Origin of the sequence: Alkalibacillus haloalkaliphilus C5 (genome assembly GCF_000269905.1) — a bacterium.
Taxonomy (GTDB): domain Bacteria; phylum Bacillota; class Bacilli; order Bacillales; family Alkalibacillaceae; genus Alkalibacillus; species Alkalibacillus haloalkaliphilus_A.
The window spans coordinates 1-21,723 of record NZ_AKIF01000031.1; the positions used below are offsets into that span (position 1 = coordinate 1).

The 21,723-nt window shown below is 38.0% G+C and carries 21 protein-coding genes and 2 pseudogenes; 16 read left to right on the forward strand and 7 right to left on the reverse strand.

Going from position 1 to position 21,723, the window contains the following annotated elements; translation table 11 throughout:
- From A194_RS17415 to A194_RS0105150, 5 genes and pseudogenes are all read right to left on the reverse strand, one after another.
- A pseudogene (locus A194_RS17415) lies at window positions 1–316 on the reverse strand (HAMP domain-containing protein); the annotation flags it as partial.
- Window positions 291–983 carry a response regulator transcription factor gene (locus A194_RS0105135; RefSeq protein ID WP_017185796.1) on the reverse strand — a complete coding sequence of 231 codons (693 nt, stop codon included), beginning with the start codon at window positions 981–983 and terminating at the stop codon, window positions 291–293. The gene A194_RS0105135 and the pseudogene A194_RS17415, both read right to left, overlap by 26 nt.
- A gap of 43 nt (window positions 984–1,026) precedes the next feature.
- Entirely contained in the window at window positions 1,027–1,602 is a 576-nt protein-coding gene (locus A194_RS0105140; protein WP_017185797.1) for a peroxiredoxin family protein, read from the reverse strand.
- Between the two features lie 21 nt (window positions 1,603–1,623).
- Complete coding sequence (locus A194_RS0105145; RefSeq protein WP_017185798.1) at window positions 1,624–2,367, reverse strand: cytochrome c biogenesis CcdA family protein; 744 nt, start codon at window positions 2,365–2,367, stop codon at window positions 1,624–1,626.
- On the reverse strand, window positions 2,364–3,011 hold the full coding sequence (locus A194_RS0105150; RefSeq protein ID WP_017185799.1) for a hypothetical protein: 648 nt from the start codon (window positions 3,009–3,011) through the stop codon (window positions 2,364–2,366). Before A194_RS0105150 ends, A194_RS0105145 begins: the two co-directional genes overlap by 4 nt.
- Window positions 3,012–3,148: 137 nt before the next feature.
- Here A194_RS0105150 and A194_RS0105155 point away from each other — a divergent pair, with 137 nt between their 5' ends.
- The 3 genes from A194_RS0105155 to A194_RS0105165 all read left to right on the forward strand — a co-directional run bounded on the left by A194_RS0105155 (window position 3,149) and on the right by A194_RS0105165 (window position 6,549).
- The gene (locus A194_RS0105155) at window positions 3,149–4,786 is read left to right on the forward strand and encodes a CocE/NonD family hydrolase (RefSeq protein ID WP_017185800.1); all 1,638 of its coding nucleotides are present in this window, start codon (window positions 3,149–3,151) and stop codon (window positions 4,784–4,786) included.
- Window positions 4,787–4,822: 36 nt separating this feature from the next.
- Window positions 4,823–5,908, forward strand: coding sequence for an alanine racemase (locus A194_RS0105160; protein ID WP_017185801.1), 1,086 nt, complete (start codon window positions 4,823–4,825; stop codon window positions 5,906–5,908).
- Between the two features lie 65 nt (window positions 5,909–5,973).
- Window positions 5,974–6,549, forward strand: a complete 576-nt coding sequence (locus A194_RS0105165; RefSeq protein ID WP_017185802.1) for a DUF3231 family protein — start codon at window positions 5,974–5,976, stop codon at window positions 6,547–6,549.
- Between the two features lie 43 nt (window positions 6,550–6,592).
- Here A194_RS0105165 and A194_RS0105170 read toward each other — a convergent pair whose 3' ends face one another.
- Both A194_RS0105170 and A194_RS0105175 read right to left on the reverse strand, forming a co-directional pair.
- Window positions 6,593–7,507, reverse strand: a complete 915-nt coding sequence (locus A194_RS0105170; RefSeq protein ID WP_017185803.1) for a pseudouridine-5'-phosphate glycosidase — start codon at window positions 7,505–7,507, stop codon at window positions 6,593–6,595.
- Window positions 7,508–8,599, reverse strand: a complete 1,092-nt coding sequence (locus A194_RS0105175) for a carbohydrate kinase (protein ID WP_017185804.1) — start codon at window positions 8,597–8,599, stop codon at window positions 7,508–7,510. It abuts the gene before it with no gap.
- Window positions 8,600–8,938: 339 nt separating this feature from the next.
- Here A194_RS0105175 and A194_RS0105180 point away from each other — a divergent pair, with 339 nt between their 5' ends.
- The 13 genes and pseudogenes from A194_RS0105180 to A194_RS17430 form a co-directional block, all read left to right on the forward strand.
- Window positions 8,939–10,510 carry an ABC transporter substrate-binding protein gene (locus A194_RS0105180; RefSeq protein WP_017185805.1) on the forward strand — a complete coding sequence of 524 codons (1,572 nt, stop codon included), beginning with the start codon at window positions 8,939–8,941 and terminating at the stop codon, window positions 10,508–10,510.
- Window positions 10,511–10,582: 72 nt separating this feature from the next.
- Entirely contained in the window at window positions 10,583–11,539 is a 957-nt protein-coding gene (locus A194_RS0105185; RefSeq protein WP_017185806.1) for an ABC transporter permease, read from the forward strand.
- The gene (locus A194_RS0105190) at window positions 11,539–12,432 is read left to right on the forward strand and encodes an ABC transporter permease (protein ID WP_017185807.1); all 894 of its coding nucleotides are present in this window, start codon (window positions 11,539–11,541) and stop codon (window positions 12,430–12,432) included. The genes A194_RS0105185 and A194_RS0105190 overlap by 1 nt, the downstream gene beginning before the upstream one ends.
- A 33-nt stretch (window positions 12,433–12,465) precedes the next feature.
- Window positions 12,466–13,507 (forward strand): annotated as a pseudogene (locus tag A194_RS17420) (ABC transporter ATP-binding protein).
- Window positions 13,458–14,447, forward strand: coding sequence for an ABC transporter ATP-binding protein (locus tag A194_RS0105200; protein WP_017185808.1), 990 nt, complete (start codon window positions 13,458–13,460; stop codon window positions 14,445–14,447). Before A194_RS17420 ends, A194_RS0105200 begins: the two are co-directional and overlap by 50 nt.
- 837 nt (window positions 14,448–15,284) lie before the next feature.
- Window positions 15,285–15,989 carry an SAF domain-containing protein gene (locus A194_RS0105205; RefSeq protein WP_017185809.1) on the forward strand — a complete coding sequence of 235 codons (705 nt, stop codon included), beginning with the start codon at window positions 15,285–15,287 and terminating at the stop codon, window positions 15,987–15,989.
- Window positions 15,976–17,145, forward strand: coding sequence for a CpaE/TadZ family protein (locus A194_RS0105210; protein ID WP_017185810.1), 1,170 nt, complete (start codon window positions 15,976–15,978; stop codon window positions 17,143–17,145). Before A194_RS0105205 ends, A194_RS0105210 begins: the two co-directional genes overlap by 14 nt.
- Window positions 17,146–17,162: 17 nt before the next feature.
- Window positions 17,163–18,533 (forward strand): TadA family conjugal transfer-associated ATPase, encoded by a 1,371-nt coding sequence (locus A194_RS0105215; protein ID WP_017185811.1) that lies wholly within the window; start codon window positions 17,163–17,165, stop codon window positions 18,531–18,533.
- Window positions 18,505–19,050, forward strand: coding sequence for a hypothetical protein (locus A194_RS19320; RefSeq protein WP_050980487.1), 546 nt, complete (start codon window positions 18,505–18,507; stop codon window positions 19,048–19,050). Before A194_RS0105215 ends, A194_RS19320 begins: the two co-directional genes overlap by 29 nt.
- Window positions 19,051–19,052: 2 nt before the next feature.
- On the forward strand, window positions 19,053–19,433 hold the full coding sequence (locus tag A194_RS19325) for a type II secretion system F family protein (RefSeq protein ID WP_050980488.1): 381 nt from the start codon (window positions 19,053–19,055) through the stop codon (window positions 19,431–19,433).
- Between the two features lie 3 nt (window positions 19,434–19,436).
- Window positions 19,437–20,372 (forward strand): type II secretion system F family protein, encoded by a 936-nt coding sequence (locus A194_RS0105225; RefSeq protein WP_017185812.1) that lies wholly within the window; start codon window positions 19,437–19,439, stop codon window positions 20,370–20,372.
- Between the two features lie 21 nt (window positions 20,373–20,393).
- Complete coding sequence (locus tag A194_RS0105230) at window positions 20,394–20,609, forward strand: hypothetical protein (RefSeq protein WP_017185813.1); 216 nt, start codon at window positions 20,394–20,396, stop codon at window positions 20,607–20,609.
- Between the two features lie 182 nt (window positions 20,610–20,791).
- On the forward strand, window positions 20,792–21,723 hold a 932-nt coding region (locus tag A194_RS17430), incomplete at its 3' end, for a VWA domain-containing protein (RefSeq protein ID WP_017185814.1).

Genomic DNA, 21,723 nt, shown 5'->3' on the forward strand with positions numbered 1-21,723 from the left:
GGTTTTGTCCAGATTTTAACTCTTTTGTTGATTGAATTAATTGTCTAATCGGGCGTATTAAGTTTCGTGTTAAGTAAAAATGAAGAATCCCTGCAATCAAAATAGCGACAATTGTAAAAATGACGAGATACTCAAACAATAATGCCTCAAACCGACTTTGAGTACTTGCATCTACTCCGCTAATCGACTCCACGAGAAAACATGCCGTTTGATAAATCGCAAAGCTACTTAAAATAATGGCTGCGGAAATAATCAACATATTTAATAGAGTTAGTCTGAACAATAACCCTTTAAAAAATGGATTCTTGCGGAACAAACTTATACCCCATTCCTCTTACTGTCTGGATTTTTTTAGGTTCTTTTTTATCATGTAATTTCTCTCGTAGCTTTTTTATGTGAGCATCAATTGTACGATCATAAACGACATTTTCGCTTGCTGGGTACAACTGCTCGATTAGCTGCTCCCGTGTTAAAACTGTATTCGGGTTTTGCATAAAGAAGTAAAGTAAATGGAATTCATGCTTAGTTAAGTTGATTTCTTCACCATTTAGTAATACTTCTCCTTTTCTAACCTTTAAGCATAGGCCATCATAAGTGATCTTCTGACAATAACGACCAGTCCTCCTTAAGACGGCCTCTACATGAGCAATTAACTCTTCAGGTTCGAAAGGCTTAGTTAAATAATCATCCGCACCTATTCGAAGCAAATGGACTTTATCTTGAACTTGTGTTTTAGCAGATAAAATAATGATTGAAACTTCTTCTTGTTCATAGTCACGAACCCACTGACAAAAATCTTCGCCACTAAGTTTAGGCAACATTAAATCTAATATAATTAAACAAGGTTGGTACTTAACAAACTTCTCTTGTGCTTCTACACCATCTGAAGCTTCAATGACTTCATAATTGGCTTTCTCCAAATAAACTCGAATAAGATGACGAATCATTTGATCATCTTCAACGACTAAAATCGTTTGGTTCATGGCTAACACCTCTTAACCATTCATTATAAATAATATACAGAGCCTAATCCATCTTTTCATACTCTTGGATCATCATGTCATAGTTCATCGCACCAAATGCTTTATATTGAATGATGCCATTTGAGTCAACCATATACGTCGTTGGAACAGGTAAGACGTGATACAGTGTTGACACTTCTTCGCCTTCATCAAAAAGAATAGGGAACGTTAATTCAAAATTATCAGCAAACTCTCTCACATCGTCTTTAGAGCTTTCTGTTTCAATTAAATCAATTGCTAAAATTTTAATATCTGTATTTTCATAGAAACGTTGCATGTCAGGCATTTCAGCACGACAAGGTGGACACCAAGTAGCCCAAAAATTAATCATAACACGTTGCCCGCGGAAGTCAGACAGTTTTACAGTATCTCCTTCTAACGTTTCAAGCTCAAAGTCAGGAGCTGTACTACCAATGTCTAATCCAACTTCAAGGTCCTCGGGGTCACCGCCATCAGGTTCACCACTTACCATAAAACCGTCTGTACCTTGTTCGTTTGTTTCTTCCTCTTTTATAACAAGGTCATACACCGTCCAACCAAACATTAACACAATGATGGCTAAAATAATAAGACGTTTCATATTATATTTTCCACCTTTCGTTTAACCTAAATTTGAAAACCAAGTATCATCAATTAGTTCTAATAAAAAGATCGAGATTCGTGTCATTTGGCCAGTAAATAGAAGAAGCCCCATAATGATCATGACGACACCACCGACTTTCATAATCATGCCGCTATATTTTACAATCCATCTCGTTCTGCCGATAAAGAACGTTAGAATTAGGAACGGTAAAGCGAAACCGATCACGTAAAAAATGGTGTAAAAAGCGCCTTGAGATGGGTTGCTCGCTGCCGCAACTAAGATTGTTGCAAAAATTGGACCAATACATGGCGTCCACCCTGCGGCAAATCCCATTCCAACAAAGACAGTACCTAAGTAACCAGCAGGCTTTCTCGCGAAGTTAAAACGCTTCTCCTTCATAAACGTTTTAATATTGAGCCATCCACCTACGAAAAGTCCCATCACGATAATGAAAATACCAGCGATTCGTTGAATAAACTGACCTGATTCGCCAGCTAGGAAGCTTTGAATCCATTGTCCGATAAAAGATACACCAACACCTAAACCGATAAAAATTAACGATACACCGAATAGGAATAAAACAGAGTGAATAAGTAATTTAGACCTTACTTTCATATCTTTGTTGTTTTCTAATTCTTTTACACTTACCCCAGTAATGTAAGAAAGGTAGGCTGGAAAAAGAGGTAAAGTACAAGGAGATAAGAACGACAACATTCCAGCGCCTAAAGCTAACCATATTGTTAGGTCTGCTACATCAATCATGTTGCACCAACTTTCTTAATATTAGTTATTAATATTGATATTCCGACCATAAACACAATCATAATGAACCACGGGGAAACCATATAAGAGAAAACGGTTATAAATGGTTGTACTGTTGTTAAGGTAAGTTGGCCTAAGCTCCACAACGTAATAGTAACCCCACTTGAAACTCCTAATGATAAAGAGTTCATCATGACAAACGTAATTAAAACAATAAATAATAAAGTTAAGTAGTTAAACGAGTAAGTATGATCTTGCACAATAAGTTCCGTAAATTCGTAAATAAATGAAGTGAACAAGAAAACGGTTAAAAAGGCGTGTAAAAACGGTATAATAAGAATTTCCTTTTTCTTATGTTTTGCTATAAAAATTATAACGGCTACTATTATGCCAAAGTAAAATTCTCTTGCGCCGCTCGGGTACGCTAAAACAGCCATCGGGTCAGTTAAAATCAATGAAAGATTAAACACGACTTTACCAAGCCATATAAGTAGAACGATGTTTATAATAAAAGAAACGGTTTCATCTAAGTATTGTTTTTTAAGTTGTTTATTTAACGGGCTAATAAACATAAAAACAATAAAGCTTAACAAAAAGCTCACAATTATGATCGCCATCTGAATCATTGCAGTCGTCGTTGTCAATTTTCACCCTCCTATAACTTAAGCTTAAACCTCCAATGTGAAAGTTTGATGAAAGGTTAAATATTTCTTGCCAACAAATAGAGTTGTGCAGGATTTTTAATTCGAATAACGAAATATAATTTATAAGGAGGGTTTGGATGAGTTATCGTGTTAAAAGAGATATAAAGATCCCTTTAAGGGACGAAGTGTTATTATCAGCAGATCATTATCAACCAGAAGTACAAGGTATACACCCAGCAATCGTTGTAAGAACACCTTATGGTAAAACGAGAGAACAGCAACATTTGCAAGGCGAGTACTTCGCTGAACATGGCTATCATGTTATCAACGTTGATGTTAGAGGACGTGGAGATTCAGAAGGAGAATTCGTCCCTTACCGCAATGATGGTGTCGATGGTTATGATGTCATCGAATGGGTCGCTAACCAAACGTGGTGTGACGGAAGTATTGGTACTCTTGGAGGTTCATATTTAGGACGCATCCAGTGGCTAACCGCATTAGAGCAACCTCCATCACTTAAGGCAATGGTTCCACTAGTTACACCGTCAGATCCTTTTGTTGAATGGCCCACTGGTTTACCGAACCCGATGCATATTTGTTGGTTATATATGACGCGAGGGCGTGTCATGCAAAATATAAACTTAGTTGATTGGCAAAAGGTTTACTGGACCTTACCGTATGTCGATATGGATTTACCGACAGGGTGGTATTCTGAGCAGTGGCGTGAAGAAATTGAGCATCCATACTTTGATGAATATTGGAAACATATCGCTTATCAGCACCGTTTTGATGAAATTGACGTGCCAGTCTTAAACATTTCAGGTTGGTATGATGATGAACAAATCGGAACACCGTTAAACTACCGTGGTATGGTTGAGGCAGGGAAGTCTGATCAACATTTGTTAATGGGACCTTGGCCGCACCAACTTAACAAATCGACTAAACTAGGTGATTTAGACTTTGGAGAAGACTCTATAATTAATATGAATGACTACCAGCGACGCTTTTTCGATTACTACTTAAAAGGAATTGATCAAGGTTTTACTAAGAAAGCACCCGTTGAGATTTTCGTAATGGGAGAAAACAAATGGCATCAAGAGGAAACATGGCCTCTACCAAATACGAAGTGGACCGAACTTTATTTACATAGTGGTGGCAAGGCGAATAGCCGCTTTGGAGATGGTGTTTTAAGAACGAGTGAACCAGCTAACGGTGAAGCAGAATTTGACCAGTACGCTTATGATCCAGCCAACCCGGTACCATTCATCACGGAAATGGTTTCGCATCAAATTGGTGGTCCAGATGACTACTCTTCAATTGAAAGAAGAGATGACATCCTTGTCTATGCGAGTGAAGTGTTAGACGAAGATGTAGAAGTAACAGGACCAGTTAAAGCAAACTTATTCGTATCAACTGATGAGAAAGATACTGACTTTACGGTTAAGTTACTGGATGTAAGACCGAGTGGTTTTGCCCAACGTTTAACAGACGGGCTCGTTCGCGGGCGCTTCCGTAACGGAACAGACAAGCCTGAACTAATGACCCCAGGTGAAGTTTACGAAGTGGAAGTCGACTGTTGGAATACGTCACACGTCTTTAAAAAAGGTCATCAAATTCGCATCGAAGTCGCATCAAGTGCTTTTCCAAAGTATGACCGCAACTTAAACACAGGTGATGAATTAGGTAAAACGAATGAGATGAAAGTAGCTAATCAGACGATTTATCATTCGGAACAATACCCATCATCTGTAACATTGCCGATTATTAAAAGGTAAACTTGAAGTAACATAAAAGAAAAAGGTGATTGAGGGATGAACTTAGATACGCCAAGTTTATTAATACAACAAGATACGATGGAGCGTAACTTAATGAGTATGGTTGGTTTTGCCCAATCACAACACATTGCATTACGTCCTCATATTAAAACACATAAAAGTGTTCAAATTGCTAAAAGACAAGTTGAAGAAGGAGCGGTTGGGGTAACCGTTGCTAAACTGGATGAAGCTGAAGTCATGGTCGATGGTGGCATTGAAGATATTTTTATTGCCTATCCAATTACTAAAAAACAAAAAGTAAACCGTTTAAAAGAGTTAACTAAACAAGCCAATATAATTGCTAGCGTTGATTCTGAGATCGGTGCAAAAGCTTTAAGTGACACGTTTGAAAATGAAGTGCTTGAAGTATGGATTAAAGTGAACTCTGGGTTGAACCGTTGTGGTGTTGAGCCAGGTGAAGAGACGGTAAACTTAGCCAAGTATATTACAGCACTTCCAGGTCTTGAATTAACTGGTTTATACACTCATGCTGGCTATTCTTACGGTGCTAAGTCAAATGACGAACGGAAAAGAATCGCAAACTATGAAGCAGAAAGTGTTGTGAAGAGTGCGCAAGCATGTGAAGTTGAAGGGATCCGTATTCGGCATCGAAGTGTTGGCGCTACTCCAACGTTCATGGAAGCGGGTAAGGTTTCCGGTGTAACAGAAGTTAGACCTGGAAATGCAATTTTTTATGATATGGTTCAAGTCGGTTTAGGTGTAGCACAGCCTGAAGATTGTGCTTTAACCGTACTTGCTACGGTTGTTGCTAAACACTCTGATCGTATAGTGATTGATGCAGGAAGCAAATCATTGTCATTTGAAAAGGGCGCACATGGCAACGAAAGTGTTGTCGGATTCGGCCAAGTCATTGGTTACCCAAATTTAGTTATTGAAAGGTTGTCCGAAGAGCATGGGGTCATTCCAATAGATGAACAGTGTGAGTTGGAAGTTAATGATACAGTCGAAATCATTCCAAACCATGCTTGCGTAGTGGCTAACTTATTTGATGAGTATGTCGTTTGTAACTCCTATAAAACAGTTGGTCAATGGGCCATTGATGCACGGGGTGGCTTAAAATAAAACTTATATGAATAAATTACCTCTAGAATTCCAAACTAATAATACTGAGTTCGGGGGTGTTTACTTTGGCAAGCAATTATGGAAAATGGGTAGAAGCATCACTAAAAGTGTTGAAGTCACTGAATGATAATAGTAAAGATCCAGTTCATATAGGGGAAGCGATGGTATGTTGGACGTATTTAGCTTTTGTTGAGAGTATCATCGCTTATGAAGAAGTTGGGCTAAATATGACTTTGGATGAGGATGTTAAAAAGTTCATAAACGACGCTTATGATGTAGCAAACTCACACGTAAATGAATTGACGAAATTTATGAGAAATGAGGGAATTCCATTAGCGTCTTCACCAGCTCATAAGCCAATATCTGACCCGAAAAGTGTACCAGTTGGTGCGAGAATGACAGATGATGAATTAATGAATACTTTAACAATAAATTTCGTTTATGCGGGGGATATGTGTGCTGCCTCAGCTAGTCAATGTTTAAGAACAGATTTAGGGTTAATGTTTTTGAAGTTTCAAATAGATAAGTTTGCCCTAGGGTTTAGTGCGAAAGAATTGATGAGAAAACGTGGGTGGCTTAAGGTGCCACCAGCGTATAGTCCACCAGGTGCAACAGATCCTGAAAAAGGACCTCAAGTTTAAAAAGAGTGAACTCGTTTTTTAGAGTTCACTCTTTTGGTTTGCTTTAAACAATTTTTTGGTAAGCTCTTGCCACTTGTCCAGCTACTTCAGCGTTATGATAAACAAGAGCTAAGTTCGTTTCTAAACTTTGGCCATCTGTTAATCGTTTCACTTTATCTAAAATAAATGGCGTTACTTCTTTACCGGTAATGTTGTTATTTTTCGCTTCTGTGATTGCTTCTTGAATGACATTTTCAATTTCATTATAGTCTAATGCGGCGTGTTCAGGTACAGGGTTAGCAATTATAGCGCCACCTTCCAGCTCTAAATCCCACTTAGTCTTTAGCGATTTAGCAACTGCTTCTGGTTGATCGATTTGGTAATCAACACCGAATTCACTTACTCGAGAGTAGAATGAAGGAAATGTGTTGGTTTTGTAACCAATAACCGGAACGCCATGGGTCTCTAAATATTCTAACGTTCGACCGATATCTAAAATTGATTTAGCACCAGCGCATACGACAGCGACATTCGTTTGTGCTAATTCCGTTAAGTCAGCTGAAACGTCCCAAGTGATTTCACCTTCACGATGAACACCACCAATTCCACCAGTGGCAAATACTTTAATACCTGCAAGTTCTGCTGCAATCATCGTTCCAGCAACAGTCGTTGCACCGAGTTCTCGTTGTGCAATAACATGGGCAAAGTCGCGACGGCTCACCTTATGAACATTTCCACTTGTAGCAAAAACATTTAACTCTTCTTCTGTTAAACCGATCTTGACCTCACCATCCATAATGCCGATCGTAGCAGGTACTGCCCCTTGCTCACGGATTATTTCTTCAACTTTACGAGCCATTTCTAAGTTTTGCGGGTATGGTAACCCGTGAGAGATAATCGTTGACTCTAATGCAACGACAGGTTGTTTATTTTGTAAAGCCTCTTGTACTTCTTTTGTGTATGATAAAAATTGTTCCATTTACGACAACTCCTTTAATAAAGTAATAATTTTCCCTGTTGATAAGTCTTCTGAACAAGACTGATTTGATTGAAGTGTTAACGTGGCGCACGCTAGTCCGAAACGACAAGCCTGCTGCAACGACTGACCATTTATAAAACCATAAATAATACCAGCAGTGAACGCATCACCAGCTCCGGTTACGTCAGCAACTTCTGTACGAATAGCTCCAACCTTACCTTCTTCATCATTAGAACAATAATAAATGCCCTCTTCACCTAAAGTGACGACAACTTGCTTAACGCCTCTTCGCAGTAACTCATGGCAAGCTTTCCCTAAGTCATTAGCACTATTAATTGTAATACCTGACAGTTCCTCGGCTTCTTCCTTGTTCGGAATAATCGTGTGCACACCTGATAAATCTCCTGGTAGCTTTTTCGCTTTAATTGAGGAGACAGGGTCTAAAAATAATGGCTTTTGATTACTTTTAGAACGTCTTATTACTGCATGGATAGCACTTTCAGAAATATTAGTATCTAAAAAGATGACATCAGAGCGTGCGTATTGTTGCCATTTTTGCTCAATTAACTGCTCAGATACTTTGTTGTAAATCTCCATATCTGCCATAGATACAACGAGTTCACCGTTTCGGTCGATCAACGCTGTATAAGTTCCGGTACGGCTTTGAGGTAAAGTAGTAACTTCGCTCGTGTCGATACCAATTTTGTATGCAGACTCCGTTAACCAAGCACCTTCTTTATCTTGACCTACAAAAGTAGCCAAAGTCGGCTTTAAGTCTAGTCTGACCAAGTTTTCAGCGACGTTTCTTGCTACTCCGCCAAGAGATTCGTCAGTTATAACAGGGTTAGACGACTCCATTCTAACGTCTTGCAAAGCATGTGACTTACGGTCAACGTTAGCTCCACCAATGCATGTAACTCCACTGTGGTCATTTAAAATATAGGCTCGTCCTTTAATGTCACCAGACGCAATTAACCTCTTAATATAGTTGGCAACCGCTGGACGCGAGAGACCGACTTCATCAGCTAACTCTTGTTGTGAGATGTAAGGGTTTAATTTTATAAAATTTAAAATTTGTTGTTCTTTTTCCATTTTTGAACCCTCCACTTTCAATGAATGAAATCGCTATCAATTTATTATAACAAAAGTTTATCATTTAAACATTTGTTTGTAAATGGTTAATAGATAAAAATGCTTAGGGCTAAAATAACAATATGAAAGGGTTTTCATAAATGAATAACAAAATGATAACGATTACATATAAAAACCTATCAAAATGTTATTGACTTTGTGGTTTAAGTAAGTAAAATGGATTTTAAATTTAAATTATCTAACTATTTCAAAAGTTCAGAGGAGTTGGTTCGTGTGGAAAATGACATTAGCGATTTTATTTCAGACTTATGACTTTATTAAAACCTAGGAGGAACTTATATGGACGATCAAATGTATTCTAAAAAGCTATTAACAACACTATTATTAACTTTACTTATGGTACTAGCTGCATGTGGTGGTAACGATCAAAATGATGAGGCAGCTGGTGGAGAAGAAGAGCCAGAAGATTTAACAAATAACGATGCGGAAGACACTTTAGTTGTTGGTTTAGATGATGATCCACCGTTGTTAGACCCTCACTTATCCACTGCACAAGTAGAGAGTCAAATTTTCAAAGCTGTTTATGAAACGCTAATTAATGTAGATGAAAACTTAGACCCTATCCCTGGACTTGCTAAAGATTGGGATGTCTCAGAGGATGGTTTAACTTATACATTTTATTTACAAGAAGGTGTCACTTTCCACGATGGAGCCGATTTTAACGCTGAAGCGGTAAAGTATAACTTTGAACGAATTTTAGATGAAGATCTTGGTTCGCCAAATGCTTCGGACTTAAGGTTAATTGAAGAAATGTCAGTAGAGGATGAGTACACATTTGTCGTTGAGCTAGAGGAACCGTTTGCTCCTTTCTTATCTGGACTATCTCACCGAGCAGGTCAAATGGTTTCGCCTGAAGCGGCTGAAGATGAGTCAATTGATTTGTCTAACGAACCCGTTGGTACAGGACCATTTCAGTTCGTTGACCGTACAGCTCAAAGCCATTTAGAGTTCGAGCGTCACGATGATTACTGGGGTGATCAACCAGATTATCAGTACTTAGAGTATCATGCGTTTTCCAACGAAGATACGCGCATTACAAACTTAGTATCAGGTGATCTAGATATCGTGAATCGCGTGGCTCACAAAGACCTAGAGCAACTAGAAGAGAATCCAGAAATCAATATGTCTGAAGAAGATGGAATCGGCTTCCAAGGTTTAATGTTAAATACAGACCGAGAGCCATTTGATAACCAAAAAGTAAGGCAGGCTATGAACTATGCGGTTGATCGTGATGCGATAACAGAAGTCGTTTTTCATAACGGAGCTGTTCCAGCAGTTAGTCCATTTGCACCTTCAAGTTGGGCAAACAATCCAGGTTTAGAAGTGCCTGATCGTGAAGTTGAAAAGGCACAGGAGCTATTAGAAGAATCAGGGGTTGAGGATTTATCATTCACGTTAACTGTTAGCCCATCACCAGCAGAGCAACAACTATCTGAAATGTTGAAGTCTATGCTTGATGATGTTGGGTTTGAAGTTGAAATTGAACAAGTAGAGTTTGGTGCTATTTTAGATCGTATGTATGAAGGTGACTATGATGTTGCTCGACTTGGTTGGAGTGGTCGCATAGACCCTGATGGTAATGCTTATAGCTGGTTCCACACAGGGGAAACGTACAACTTTACTGGAAGTTCAAATGAGCAACTAGATGAATTGTTAATGGATGCCAGAACGACTATTGACCAAGGTGAAAGACAAGAAATGTACCATCAAGCAGCAGAGATTTTATGGGATGAAGCACCTTATATTTTCTTATATCACGAAAATGACTATAAGCCGATGAAAGACAACGTTCAAGGATTTAACCACATACCAGATGGCTTAATTAGACCAGCAGATTTAACACTTGAATAAAAGTAGGTAAGGTGCTGCAACCAATTGCAGCACCTTCCTTTACACTAATTTAGACAATCAGGAGGGGTGAAGGTGCTCTCATTTCTACTACGACGGGCAGGATTAATGATCGTTATTTTATTTTTCGTAAGTGTGATCGTTTTCTCACTTGTCAATGTGTTGCCTGGTGACCCAGCATTAATGATTTTAGGACAGGAAGCCACAGATGAGTCACTAGAAGCATTGCGTGAGGATATGGGGTTAAATGATCCGCTAATCATGCAGTACTTTGCATGGGTTGGTGACTTATTACAAGGAGATTTCGGCCAATCATTTAGAGATAATACCGAAGTTTCGAGTCTATTAGCTGAAAAGGTTCCGATCACACTACAGCTAACAGTCATGTCCTTTGCGATTGCCGTTTTAATTGCGATTCCAGCAGGTGTCATTAGTGCAACGAGAAAAGGTACTCTATGGGATTCATCAGCAACTTTATTTGCACTATCAGGCGTATCGCTACCACCATTTTGGTTAGGTATTCTATTAATCTTTATTTTTGCTGTCACGCTCGGTTGGTTTCCACCATCAGGTTATGTACCTATTACAGAAAATGTCGCCCAAAGTTTATGGTACATGTTACTACCTGCCGTCGCTTTAGGTGTGAGGCTATCAGCAGAACTAACCCGTATGCTTCGTTCTAGTTTATTAGAGGTATTAGGGTCAGATTATATAAGAACAGGTTATGCCAAAGGGTTACTTGAACGAGCTGTTGTATATGGGCATGCATTAAGAAATTCGATTTTACCAGTTATTACAGTCAGTGCGTTACAGTTTGCTGCTTTCTTAGGCGGAACGGTCATTACAGAAGAGATTTTTAATATTCCTGGTTTAGGTCAACTATTAGTCACGTCAATTCAAACGCGAGATTTCCCTGTATTACAAGGGGCCGTTATGTTTATGGCTTTAGCTGTTATATTAATCAACTTCTTAACAGATGTTTTATATTCAATCTTAGATCCACGCATTAAGCTAACAGGAGGGTCACAATAATGGAGCAATCTCAAAACCTATCAGTACAAAATCCCAAAGCTCAAAACCCTCGCCTGCGAATACTTCAAACAATGCTCGAACGATTATTGCAAAATAAATTAGCCGTCTTCGGTGGTGTTGTTACATTCCTGTTAATATTTACAGCAATTTTTGCGCCGTGGTTAGCACCGCATGATCCAACTGAACAAAATTATAGTGCTGTCCTACAAGCACCAAGTATTGAGTATTGGTTTGGAACAGATAATCTAGGACGTGACATTTTTAGCCGAGTTATATATGGAGCACAAGTGTCGTTACAAGCAGGTCTAATCTCAGTTGGCATTGCGTTAATCATTGGAGTTCCGATTGGTTTAATTTCTGGTTATTACCGCGGTTTTATTGATGAGTACATCATTATGAGAATGACAGACGCGATGCTTTCAATCCCTGCTTTAGTATTAGCATTAGCTCTAGCAGCGGTATTAGGTGCAGGTTTAACTAATGCGATGATCGCGATTGGTTTAGTGTTAACCCCTAATTTTGTTCGTTTAATTCGTGGTGAAGTGTTGGCGCACCGAGAGAAAGAATATGTTGAAGCGGGTAAAGCTTCGGGGATTAGTGATTTCAGTATTATTTTAAAACATATTCTACCGAATACAATCGCACCGATTATGGTTCAAGCCACACTGGCCATTGCAGCAGCTATTATCGTTGAAGCTTCACTCAGTTATTTAGGTTTAGGAACTCAGCCACCTAATCCCAGTTGGGGTTCCATGTTAGCAACCGGTCAAGGTTATTTAGATTCGGCACCGTGGATCGCTTTATTTCCAGGGGCATTAATCTTCATTACCGTCATTTCAATTAACTTGTTCGGCGATGGCATACGCGACATGTTAGATCCGAAGATGAAGTAAGGAGTGTCACGTCATGAAAAATACGAGCGAAGAATACCAATACAAGTCCGCGGCTTAGAAGTTGGATTTAATAATAAAAAGAACTTCACACAAATCTTAAATGGTGTGTCGTTTAACGTGCAAAAAGGAGAAACTCTATGTATCGTTGGCGAATCAGGTTGCGGGAAAAGTTTAACTTCACTTTCAATCATGGGACTACTACCAGAATCAGGCGAAATTCGTTCAGGTGAGATTCAATTTGAAGGTCAAGACTTAACGAACAAATCCATGAAAGAAATGAGTAAAATACGTGGCAATGAGATCTCAATGATTTTCCAAGAGCCAATGACGTCATTAAATCCCGTTCATACAGTAGGAAAACAAATTGCAGAAGCAGTCCGAATTCACCGTAACGTAATGAAAAAAGAAGCCTATGAACGCGTTGTTGAAATGTTTGAATTAGTTGGCATTCCTTCTCCCCGTGAGCGAGTTCATAATTACCCACACGAAATGAGCGGAGGAATGCGTCAACGTGTCATGATTGCGATGGCACTAGCTTGTAACCCGAAATTATTAATCGCCGATGAACCAACAACAGCATTAGATGTAACGATCCAAGCTCAAATATTAGACCTTTTAAATGAGTTAAAAGCCGATTTAGGCATGTCGATAGTCATGATTACCCATGATTTAGGCGTCGTTTCGGAAATGGCTGACCAAGTGCTCGTGATGTATGCAGGTGAAGTGATTGAATATACAGATTCAAAGTCGTTATTTGAAAACCCAAAACACCCATACACACAAGTTGATCGAATCAATTCCAAAACTACAAGGGAAAACAGAAGAACTACCAGTCATTAAAGGGTCTGTACCGAACCCGGATGAAATGCCCTCAGGTTGCCGCTTTTCGACTAGGTGTGCTTTTGCAAAGCAGGAGTGTTTCGTTCAGTCTCCAGAAGAAGTAGGAGCAGAAGGTCACCCCGTTCGTTGTTGGATGTATTCAGATCAGTGGCAACAGATGACACCATATGAAGGAGGGGAGTCTGATGGCAACAGCTCAAGTGAAGCAGTCGACCGACAACCTATTAGAGATTAAAGGGTTAAAAAAATACTTTGAAGTCGGTGGTGGCTTATTTAAACAAAAACAACAAGTCAAAGCCGTCGATGACTTGACCTTTAACGTTAAAAAAGGTGAAACGTTAGGCATTGTCGGTGAGTCTGGTTGTGGTAAGTCAACGATGGGACGTGCACTGCTTCAACTACAAAAACCAACGTCAGGTGAAGTGTTTTACGAAGGTCAAGATATTGCTCAACTGAGTGGTAAGCAGTTACGAAAGTTACGTAAAGATATACAAATTATATTCCAGGACCCCTTCGCTTCATTGAATCCTAGAATGACAGTAGGGGCAATGTTGACTGAAATTGTGGCAACTCATGAGATCGTCCCTAAAAAAGAACGTCAAAGCTACGTTCAAAATTTGCTTGAAGAAGTCGGGTTAAAAGCTGAAGCTTACTGGAAGTATCCGCATGAGTTTAGTGGTGGGCAAAGGCAGAGAGTTAGTATTGCTAGGGCACTTGCTGTACAACCTAAGTTAATTATATGTGACGAAGCGGTCTCGGCATTAGACGTATCCGTTCAAGCACAAGTATTGAACTTATTACAAAAGCTCAAAAGGAAACACCAACTAACTTATATTTTTATTTCTCATGATTTATCCGTCGTTAAGCATATTAGTGACCGGGTAGGTGTTATGTATTTAGGTAAAATGGTCGAATTAGCTGATGAAGATTCCATTTACGAGAGCCCGTCACACCCATATACACAAGCTTTATTTTCAGCTATTCCGGATATAACTGAAGATAATAAAGAAAGAATTCAACTTAAAGGAGACGTACCGAGTCCGCTAAATGTGCCTTCTGGATGTCGTTTTCATACACGTTGCCCCCTTGCGACAGAATATTGTAAACAAGTTGATCCAGCTTTAGAAGAAGTGAAGGAGCACCATTTAGCGGCCTGTCATTTCGCCAGGTCATAAATAAAGCCAGTCGTCATAATAAATTGACGGCTGGCTTTATTTCATTTTCCCCCAATGAACTAAATGCTCTTCTGTACTACTTAACTTTAAAATGAAAGGGTAAATGATCGAGAATGAAAGTATAACTGCTAGAGAAAGTCCAATGACGCCTAATAAGGTCATGTTAAAAATCATAGATGGAACAATAATAATAAATGGAATAAGTAAAGTTAATACCCCAGTTACTTTCAGCGTTTTTTAGAGGCATACTGGTGTGCATGACAATGAGGGCATACCATTCTTGTGTCTAATTTAGTAGAGACTTTATTCGTCTCCCACCACGACCACTTTGTTTCACATTGCTGACAAATCGGCACAAACCACACCTCCCTTTATATAAAAGTGAGTTTCATTATATCATATTCCCAATTACAAGAATTAGGTAATTTGTACTATGTTGATTTTGAGTATAGGTGTGTAGTCAAAAAGTATTATGGAAAAATATTCTAACTTTGTTACAATGTTTGTCAAACAATTGGAATTATATAGGTTGTTTCACTTTTATTACTTTTATAGTCATCACTCTAACAAACTTAGGAATTTAAAAGAAATATACAACAGTGACACTGAATAAGTCACTTTAGATATATAGATTGTTAGATTATTAGAAAAATTAATAGTCATATAATACTAATCCAATATAACTGTTTTTAGAGCAGTATGCAGGACGGTAATGGCATTGTCTTGAGTTCAAAGTTATTTTCTAAAGGGTTATTCATATAAATGCTTTGTAATAACAATAGTTATGTTTTTCTGTAGATGTGATTTTAAACAAACAGTGTAAAAGGAGTACATATCATGCTGGAATCAAAACGAAGAGCCATGGTGTTTTTAATCCTAGCCGTATTATTAGCAACAGTATCAGGATTCTTAATTTTACAAAAGGTTCAATCGCTTAATGATGATCTTGGGACAATGGTAACAGTATATACCGCAAGTACTGATATTCCTTCAAGAAAGATTATTACTCCAAGTGATGTTAGAACAGATGAAGTGCCACAGCGTTATGTACGTGAAGAGTTTATTACAGATGTTAATGATTTAGTTGATCAAGTATCAGTGATTCCTTTATCAAATGGAGAAATTATCACTGAAAACATGTTGAAAGATGCTTCATCAGTAACTGAACAGGAAAATCGACTTGTTTCAGTATTGAGGTCTGATCAAGTCTACTTCGATGAAGAACTTACAGCTTTGGATCGTGCTGATATTATCGTTTCGCATGATTTTGATGATGAGCCAGTTACTGAAGTTTTTATGGAAGATGTTCAGGTAGCAAGAGTGGCACATAATGACTCTGGTTTCTCGGGTGTGCAGCTAGAGATACCATTTGATAAAGTGACAGATTTAGTTCATATGCAAAACTATGCAGACAGTATGAGAGTACTTAAAGCAAACGTAAGTGAAGAGGCTAACCAGTCTACGGAGCCAATAGAGGAAGATGAACGGGTTGAAGATGAAGATTTAACGGATGAGGAAAGTGATTCTGATGAAGATGAATAAGACAGAGATGGTTAATGGTCAAATGAACGCAATTAGTAATGTGTATGTGATAGGCGATCACGATGAATTAAAAGCTATGTTACACGATCAGCTCAGTGACAGCTTTGATTTGAAGTTTATTACGACATCAGAACTTAAAAAAGTCGAAGCAGAGATCATTATTATTGCTAGTCATGGAACTTCCCCTGCTGACTTTGCTCAAATCATATTAGCAGAATCACCTAATTCTTCTATTATTTGTGTTACAGGCCAAGAGGACTTCGAATTACTTAGAAACCTCAACCGCTTAGGAGTGACTGACTTATTTGTCATCCCAGGTGAGGAATTAGTGTTAAAAGAATGCATTGAGGAAATGGCAACGGATGCACAAGCAATTTCTCACTCGTTAGAACAGGCAGATGGTTATAAAAGAGGTGGAGGTAAAGTCTTTTCGTTTTATAGTGGATCAGGTGGTGTTGGGAAATCACTGATCAGTTCGACTTTTGCCCAAACTTTAAAACTTGAATCGACAGGAAAAGTACTTTTTATTGATTTGAATTTGCAGTTTGGTGGTGCGGAAGCGTATTTAGGGATGGAAAGTAACCGTTCAATAATAGATTTGATTCCAGTTATAAACGAATTAGGAGAACACCATATTCGTAACGTTTCAGAGACTGAGGAGAATTCCGAATTAAATGTATTGATTAGTCCTAAAGATGCTGAAATGGCTGAAAAAATCACTGAAGACTTTGTGCTAAGGCTGATCCGTGCAAGCAAGAGAAACTTTGATTTCATCATTGTCGATTTACCAAGTTGGATTGATGAACGGTCTTTTATTGCTTTAGAAGAAGCTAATCGAATCTACTATGTTATGGAGCTCAATACAGTATCATTACAAGTTTTAAAGGGGGTAGAGCTTCTTTTAAACCGCCTAGGGATTGATTCAAAAGATAAACTTGAAATTGTTTTGAACTATAAGGCGAAAGATCTGGAATTGACGCAGAAAGACCTTGAACGATTTGTCTCGTACCCTGTTGCTTCAGAAATTAGAAGAGATATAAAAAATGTTCAATCCAGAATTAACCATGGAGAGCCATTACGTAAAGAGCCTCAGGAGAAAAAGTTATCCCCGTTTTCAAAAGATATTCATAAATGGGTACACTCCATGCTGAAATAATCGTTAAGGGTGATTTCATGTCTCTTTTTCAAAAAGGGCGAAAAGAGCTGACAGAAAATGAATTTGATCGTGGTGTCACTTCAAGCTCAGGTTATTTAGATGAGTTAGTTGAACATTATAAATCTAGGTTATTAACAGAAATAAACCTTGAACAAATTACAAGCTTAGATGAGTCAGACAAAAGGTTAAAAATTGAACGTTTAGTCAATCAGTTTATGTCAGAAGAACAAGTTGTCATCCCAAAACAAGATAAGAAAAGAATGCTTTCTATGTTAATTGATGAAAGTGTTGGCTTCGGCCCATTAGAACCACTGTTGAAGGATGATTCCATTACAGAGATTTTAGTTAACTCTCCAAGTGAAGTGTTTATAGAAAGGAATGGTCAACTTCAACGCGTGAACGTTTCTTTTAAAGATGAAGATCACGTCAAACATATTGTTGACCGTGTAGTAGCCCCATTAGGGAGAAGAATTGATGAAAGTTCTCCAATGGTAGATGCTAGATTACCGGATGGAAGTAGAGTTAATGCAGTAATTGACCCTATTAGCTTAGGAGGAACTTTAGTATCGATTCGTAAATTTCGAAAAGAACCTTTTAGTATGAATGATTTGCAAGATTCCGAGACATTTACACAAGAGATGTCTAAGTTTTTAGAAGCACTTGTGAAAGCCAAATTAAGCTTGCTTATATCAGGAGGAACGGGAAGTGGTAAAACAACTTTACTTAATGCCTTAGCGAAGTCGATCCCTAGAAGTGAGCGTGTAATTACAATTGAAGATTCAGCAGAATTAAGAATTGAACGTCCTAACGCTATTGGACTGGAGTCTCGTCCCCCTAACGTTGAAGGTGAAGGGGAAATTACTATTCGACAATTGGTAAAAAACTCATTAAGAATGCGACCAGACCGGATCATTGTCGGTGAAGTTCGTGGTCCGGAAGCCTTTGACATGTTACAAGCGATGAACACCGGTCATGAAGGTTCATTGACGACTATTCACGCTAACACTCCTGATGATGCTATTAATAGAGTTGAAGGAATGGTTGTTATGGCTGGAATGGATTTAACGACAAACGTTATTCGTGATTACATCACTGGTGCTATACAATATATTGTTCAAGTTCAACGCTTAACAGATGGAAGTCGTAAAGTAATGAACATATCAGAACTTGAAGTAAATTCAGATGGACGAATTGAAGTTCGGGACATCTTTAAATTTCAACGTACAGGTATTAAAGAGGATGGAACAGTAAATGGATATTTCATCCCAACAGGTGTCATACCCAAGTGTTTACAACACTTAAAAGTTGTTGGAATAGATATTAATCCATCAATCTTCAATCCTAAGGAGGTTATGGATTATGAATCTAGTCGTAACTATACTGTATAGCTTAGCTGTCTTATCATTCTTATTTAGTATTTATTTCTTCTTAGGTTATAGATCTCAAAAGAAAGAATGGAATCAAATGGTTAAAAAGATTTTCCCTGAAGAAGAGAGGAAAAGTATTATTAGTCGCTGGGGAGAGCGCTTTGATGAAAAAGAGTCTTCTCAGGCGTTGAAAAACAAACTGCATAATGCCAACTTGAAGCTTCTCCCTTCTGAGTATTTAGGGATATTAATTGTAGGATATATGGCTTTGTTTGTATTAATGTTCTCAATCTTTAGTATGCCAATAATGGTCAGTGTGCTTTTGCCATTAGTGTTAATAACCCTTATTAATTATTTACTGTTTTATTTTAGGAAAAACAGTTACGAACATAGGTTTAATGATCAGTTGAGTGAAGTCTGTAGAATACTTGGTAATGCAGCAAGGTCGGGGTTAACGATCAATCAAGGTATTGACCTAGTTGCACGAGAAGTATCAGCCCAGCTGGAGAAGAGTTTAAACGGATCTCAAATGAATTAAAGATGGGTGTCACGCTAGAAAATGCTCTTAGAACAGTACAAAAAAGAAACAAATCTCGTGATTTTAATCTATTTATAGCCACATTGCTGATTCAGAAGAAAACTGGAGGTAATTTAGCCCTCACTTTAGAGACGATGGCTAATACTTTTGAAGACCGAAAAGTTTTAAATCAAATTATTAAAACGATGACATCAGAACAAAAGTATATATCATTAATCGTTCCAATATTACCGATTTTTCTTCTTTTAGTTATGAATAACGTAATAGATGGATTTATCGACCCACTTTGGTCAGGGTTTGGCCTTGTTATACTAGTTCTGTTTTTAGCAGCTATTGTACTTTCTTTCATACTGATACGAAAAATAACGGATATAAAGGTGTAGCTTATGGATGCATTAATCATTTTATTTATAATCGCATTTTGGTTATGTACACTTCTTTGTTTAAAGCACTTTTGGACGTTTTTGAATGAAAAACGTGGTGTGTTAGAACATGTATCAAAGGTTACAAAAGTCGACCCATTTGAAAAGAAAGAAAAGAAAAAGGACAGAAGAGCAAAGCTGTTTAGTCGAGTGACAAAGTACGCAGATGATTTCTCTGACTTGGGTCAAAGAATTAACTTCTTTAGTGAAAATCACATGGTTGATCAATGGCTTAGATTGTCTGGTAACCCTTTAAAATTATCAGTTGCGAGATTCCAAGGGCTTAAAATCTTCTTACTAGTTGTTGGATTTATCTCTGGGGTTTTAGCTGTTGTAATCGGATTGCCATTTTCACAATACATGCTTGTTTTCAACCCAATCATTGGTTATTTTCTACCCATTCTCTTAATAAAAAGAGAGGTGAAGCGGAGGCAGCAACTTATTCGCAAAGACTTACCTGACTTTATGGACACAGTAAGTACGAGTTTGCAAGCAGGTGTTAGTTTAGATCAAGCACTTCGAGAGGTCATTCGTCATTTTGATGGGCCTTTGCGAGAAGAATTCTCCAGGTTCAACCAACAAATTGATTTAGGTGTACCAAGAGAAAAGGCTTATCGCGATTTACTTAAACGAAATGAAAATGAAGAGTTTCAAACCTTAATTAAAGCACTAATTCAAGGTATGGACCTTGGTATACCGATTGCTAAGACATTCAAAATTCAAGCTGAAGACTTAAGGCAGATGCGCCAAGAGCAAGTGAAGGAGTTAGCGGCAAAAGCATCACCAAAAGTAACTTTAGTTACAACGTTTTTAATTGCACCGGTTTCAATCTTAATGATTGCCGGGCTTATGATTCTTAATATGTTAATGGGAGATAATAGTATTTTCAATTACTTATAAAATCTAAGAGGAGGAATATGAATGAAGATGTTTAACAGATTTATTGAAAAAATGATGAGCAGAGCTGTTGAGGTTACAAAAGAAGAAAGAGGATCACAAACTTTAGAGTGGATTGGTATTGCTGCAGTAATTGTAATTTTGGTAGGTGTAATTTCTACTGCTATGAGTGGTGCGGATGGAATTGGAGATGATGTTGTTGAGAAGATTAGAGAATTAATTAGTAGTATTGGAGGTTAATTTTTTAGTCTGGTTAATAACTTTAATGGTAAAAGAGCAACTTCATATCTCAAGATTTATTCAATGTCGCGTGAATTATTTAAAGATAGAAACAATCTGTTGAAGAGTCTAAAGAAAGTGTGGAAGAACAATTTGATAGAGTGGGAATGAAGAATATTAATTTCACTTGAAGGAGCAACCCTATGAAGTTTTTTAATATTATTATAATAGTTTTACTAATGATTTTAACAGCTTGCTTTGGAGGAGAAGAGGAAGTCTCTCCAGTTGATGAAACCGAAGAGGAAAAAGAAGTTGAAATTGAATATGAAGAAATTGATGAAGAGGAAGAGAACCATGAAGATACTTCATCAGAAAGTCAGGAAGATGTAGTCAAATTAGATGATATTGATCCAATACCTACTGATATAAAAGGTTTAGCTACACAGACAGGTGGACCTTTTGAACGGGCTGATAACCTGTGGGATATGGAAGAGGAAGTTACCGAAAAGATGGATAGTATAGGCTCTATGAGCGACAATCCGTCTGATGAAGAGTATGAATTATATTTACGATATTTGTATTCACTTGTTGCCGAAAACTATCCTAACCCTGAGGATGCAGTGAAAAAATGGGAGTTTTCTTCATTTGGTTCTCCTGATTTACCTGATGAAAAATTTCATTTCAAGGAGAATTACAATGTAGAAATCCTCCTTGATGCAAGTGGGAGTATGGGAGCATATGTAGGAAATCGAACACAAATGGATATCGCTAAGGAAGCGATTCAGAGTTTTATGGCTGAAGTGCCAGAGGCAGCTAATGTGTCTTTGCGAGTATACGGTCATGAAGGTTCGAGTTCAGCCAGTGATAAAGAACTCTCATGTGCAGGAATTGAGCAAGTTTATGGGTTTGCACCTTATGATGAGACGGAATTTCAAGAAGCTCTAAACCAATTTGAGCCAAGGGGATGGACACCGTTAGCTGATGCATTAGAGCAATCTCGAGAAGCATTATCCGAGTATGACGCTAGTAATCATACAAACTTAATATACGTTGTTAGTGATGGAATTGAAACGTGTGATGGTGATCCGGTTAAAGTCGCTCAATCATTAGCGGAATCAAACGCTCAACCGATTAT

What these genes read in the sequence shown, in the direction of transcription:
- A194_RS0105135 (WP_017185796.1), bottom strand. Translation starts at nt 983, where the DNA reads ATGAACCAAACGATTTTAGTCGTTGAAGATGATCAAATGATTCGTCAT.
- A194_RS0105140 (WP_017185797.1), bottom strand. Translation starts at nt 1,602, where the DNA reads ATGAAACGTCTTATTATTTTAGCCATCATTGTGTTAATGTTTGGTTGG.
- A194_RS0105145 (WP_017185798.1), bottom strand. Translation starts at nt 2,367, where the DNA reads ATGATTGATGTAGCAGACCTAACAATATGGTTAGCTTTAGGCGCTGGA.
- A194_RS0105155 (WP_017185800.1), top strand. Translation starts at nt 3,149, where the DNA reads ATGAGTTATCGTGTTAAAAGAGATATAAAGATCCCTTTAAGGGACGAA.
- A194_RS0105160 (WP_017185801.1), top strand. Translation starts at nt 4,823, where the DNA reads ATGAACTTAGATACGCCAAGTTTATTAATACAACAAGATACGATGGAG.
- A194_RS0105170 (WP_017185803.1), bottom strand. Translation starts at nt 7,507, where the DNA reads ATGGAACAATTTTTATCATACACAAAAGAAGTACAAGAGGCTTTACAA.
- A194_RS0105175 (WP_017185804.1), bottom strand. Translation starts at nt 8,599, where the DNA reads ATGGAAAAAGAACAACAAATTTTAAATTTTATAAAATTAAACCCTTAC.
- A194_RS0105180 (WP_017185805.1), top strand. Translation starts at nt 8,939, where the DNA reads ATGGACGATCAAATGTATTCTAAAAAGCTATTAACAACACTATTATTA.
- A194_RS0105190 (WP_017185807.1), top strand. Translation starts at nt 11,539, where the DNA reads ATGGAGCAATCTCAAAACCTATCAGTACAAAATCCCAAAGCTCAAAAC.
- A194_RS0105200 (WP_017185808.1), top strand. Translation starts at nt 13,458, where the DNA reads ATGGCAACAGCTCAAGTGAAGCAGTCGACCGACAACCTATTAGAGATT.
- A194_RS0105205 (WP_017185809.1), top strand. Translation starts at nt 15,285, where the DNA reads ATGCTGGAATCAAAACGAAGAGCCATGGTGTTTTTAATCCTAGCCGTA.
- A194_RS0105210 (WP_017185810.1), top strand. Translation starts at nt 15,976, where the DNA reads ATGAAGATGAATAAGACAGAGATGGTTAATGGTCAAATGAACGCAATT.
- A194_RS0105215 (WP_017185811.1), top strand. Translation starts at nt 17,163, where the DNA reads ATGTCTCTTTTTCAAAAAGGGCGAAAAGAGCTGACAGAAAATGAATTT.
- A194_RS19320 (WP_050980487.1), top strand. Translation starts at nt 18,505, where the DNA reads ATGAATCTAGTCGTAACTATACTGTATAGCTTAGCTGTCTTATCATTC.
- A194_RS19325 (WP_050980488.1), top strand. Translation starts at nt 19,053, where the DNA reads ATGGGTGTCACGCTAGAAAATGCTCTTAGAACAGTACAAAAAAGAAAC.
- A194_RS0105225 (WP_017185812.1), top strand. Translation starts at nt 19,437, where the DNA reads ATGGATGCATTAATCATTTTATTTATAATCGCATTTTGGTTATGTACA.
- A194_RS0105230 (WP_017185813.1), top strand. Translation starts at nt 20,394, where the DNA reads ATGAAGATGTTTAACAGATTTATTGAAAAAATGATGAGCAGAGCTGTT.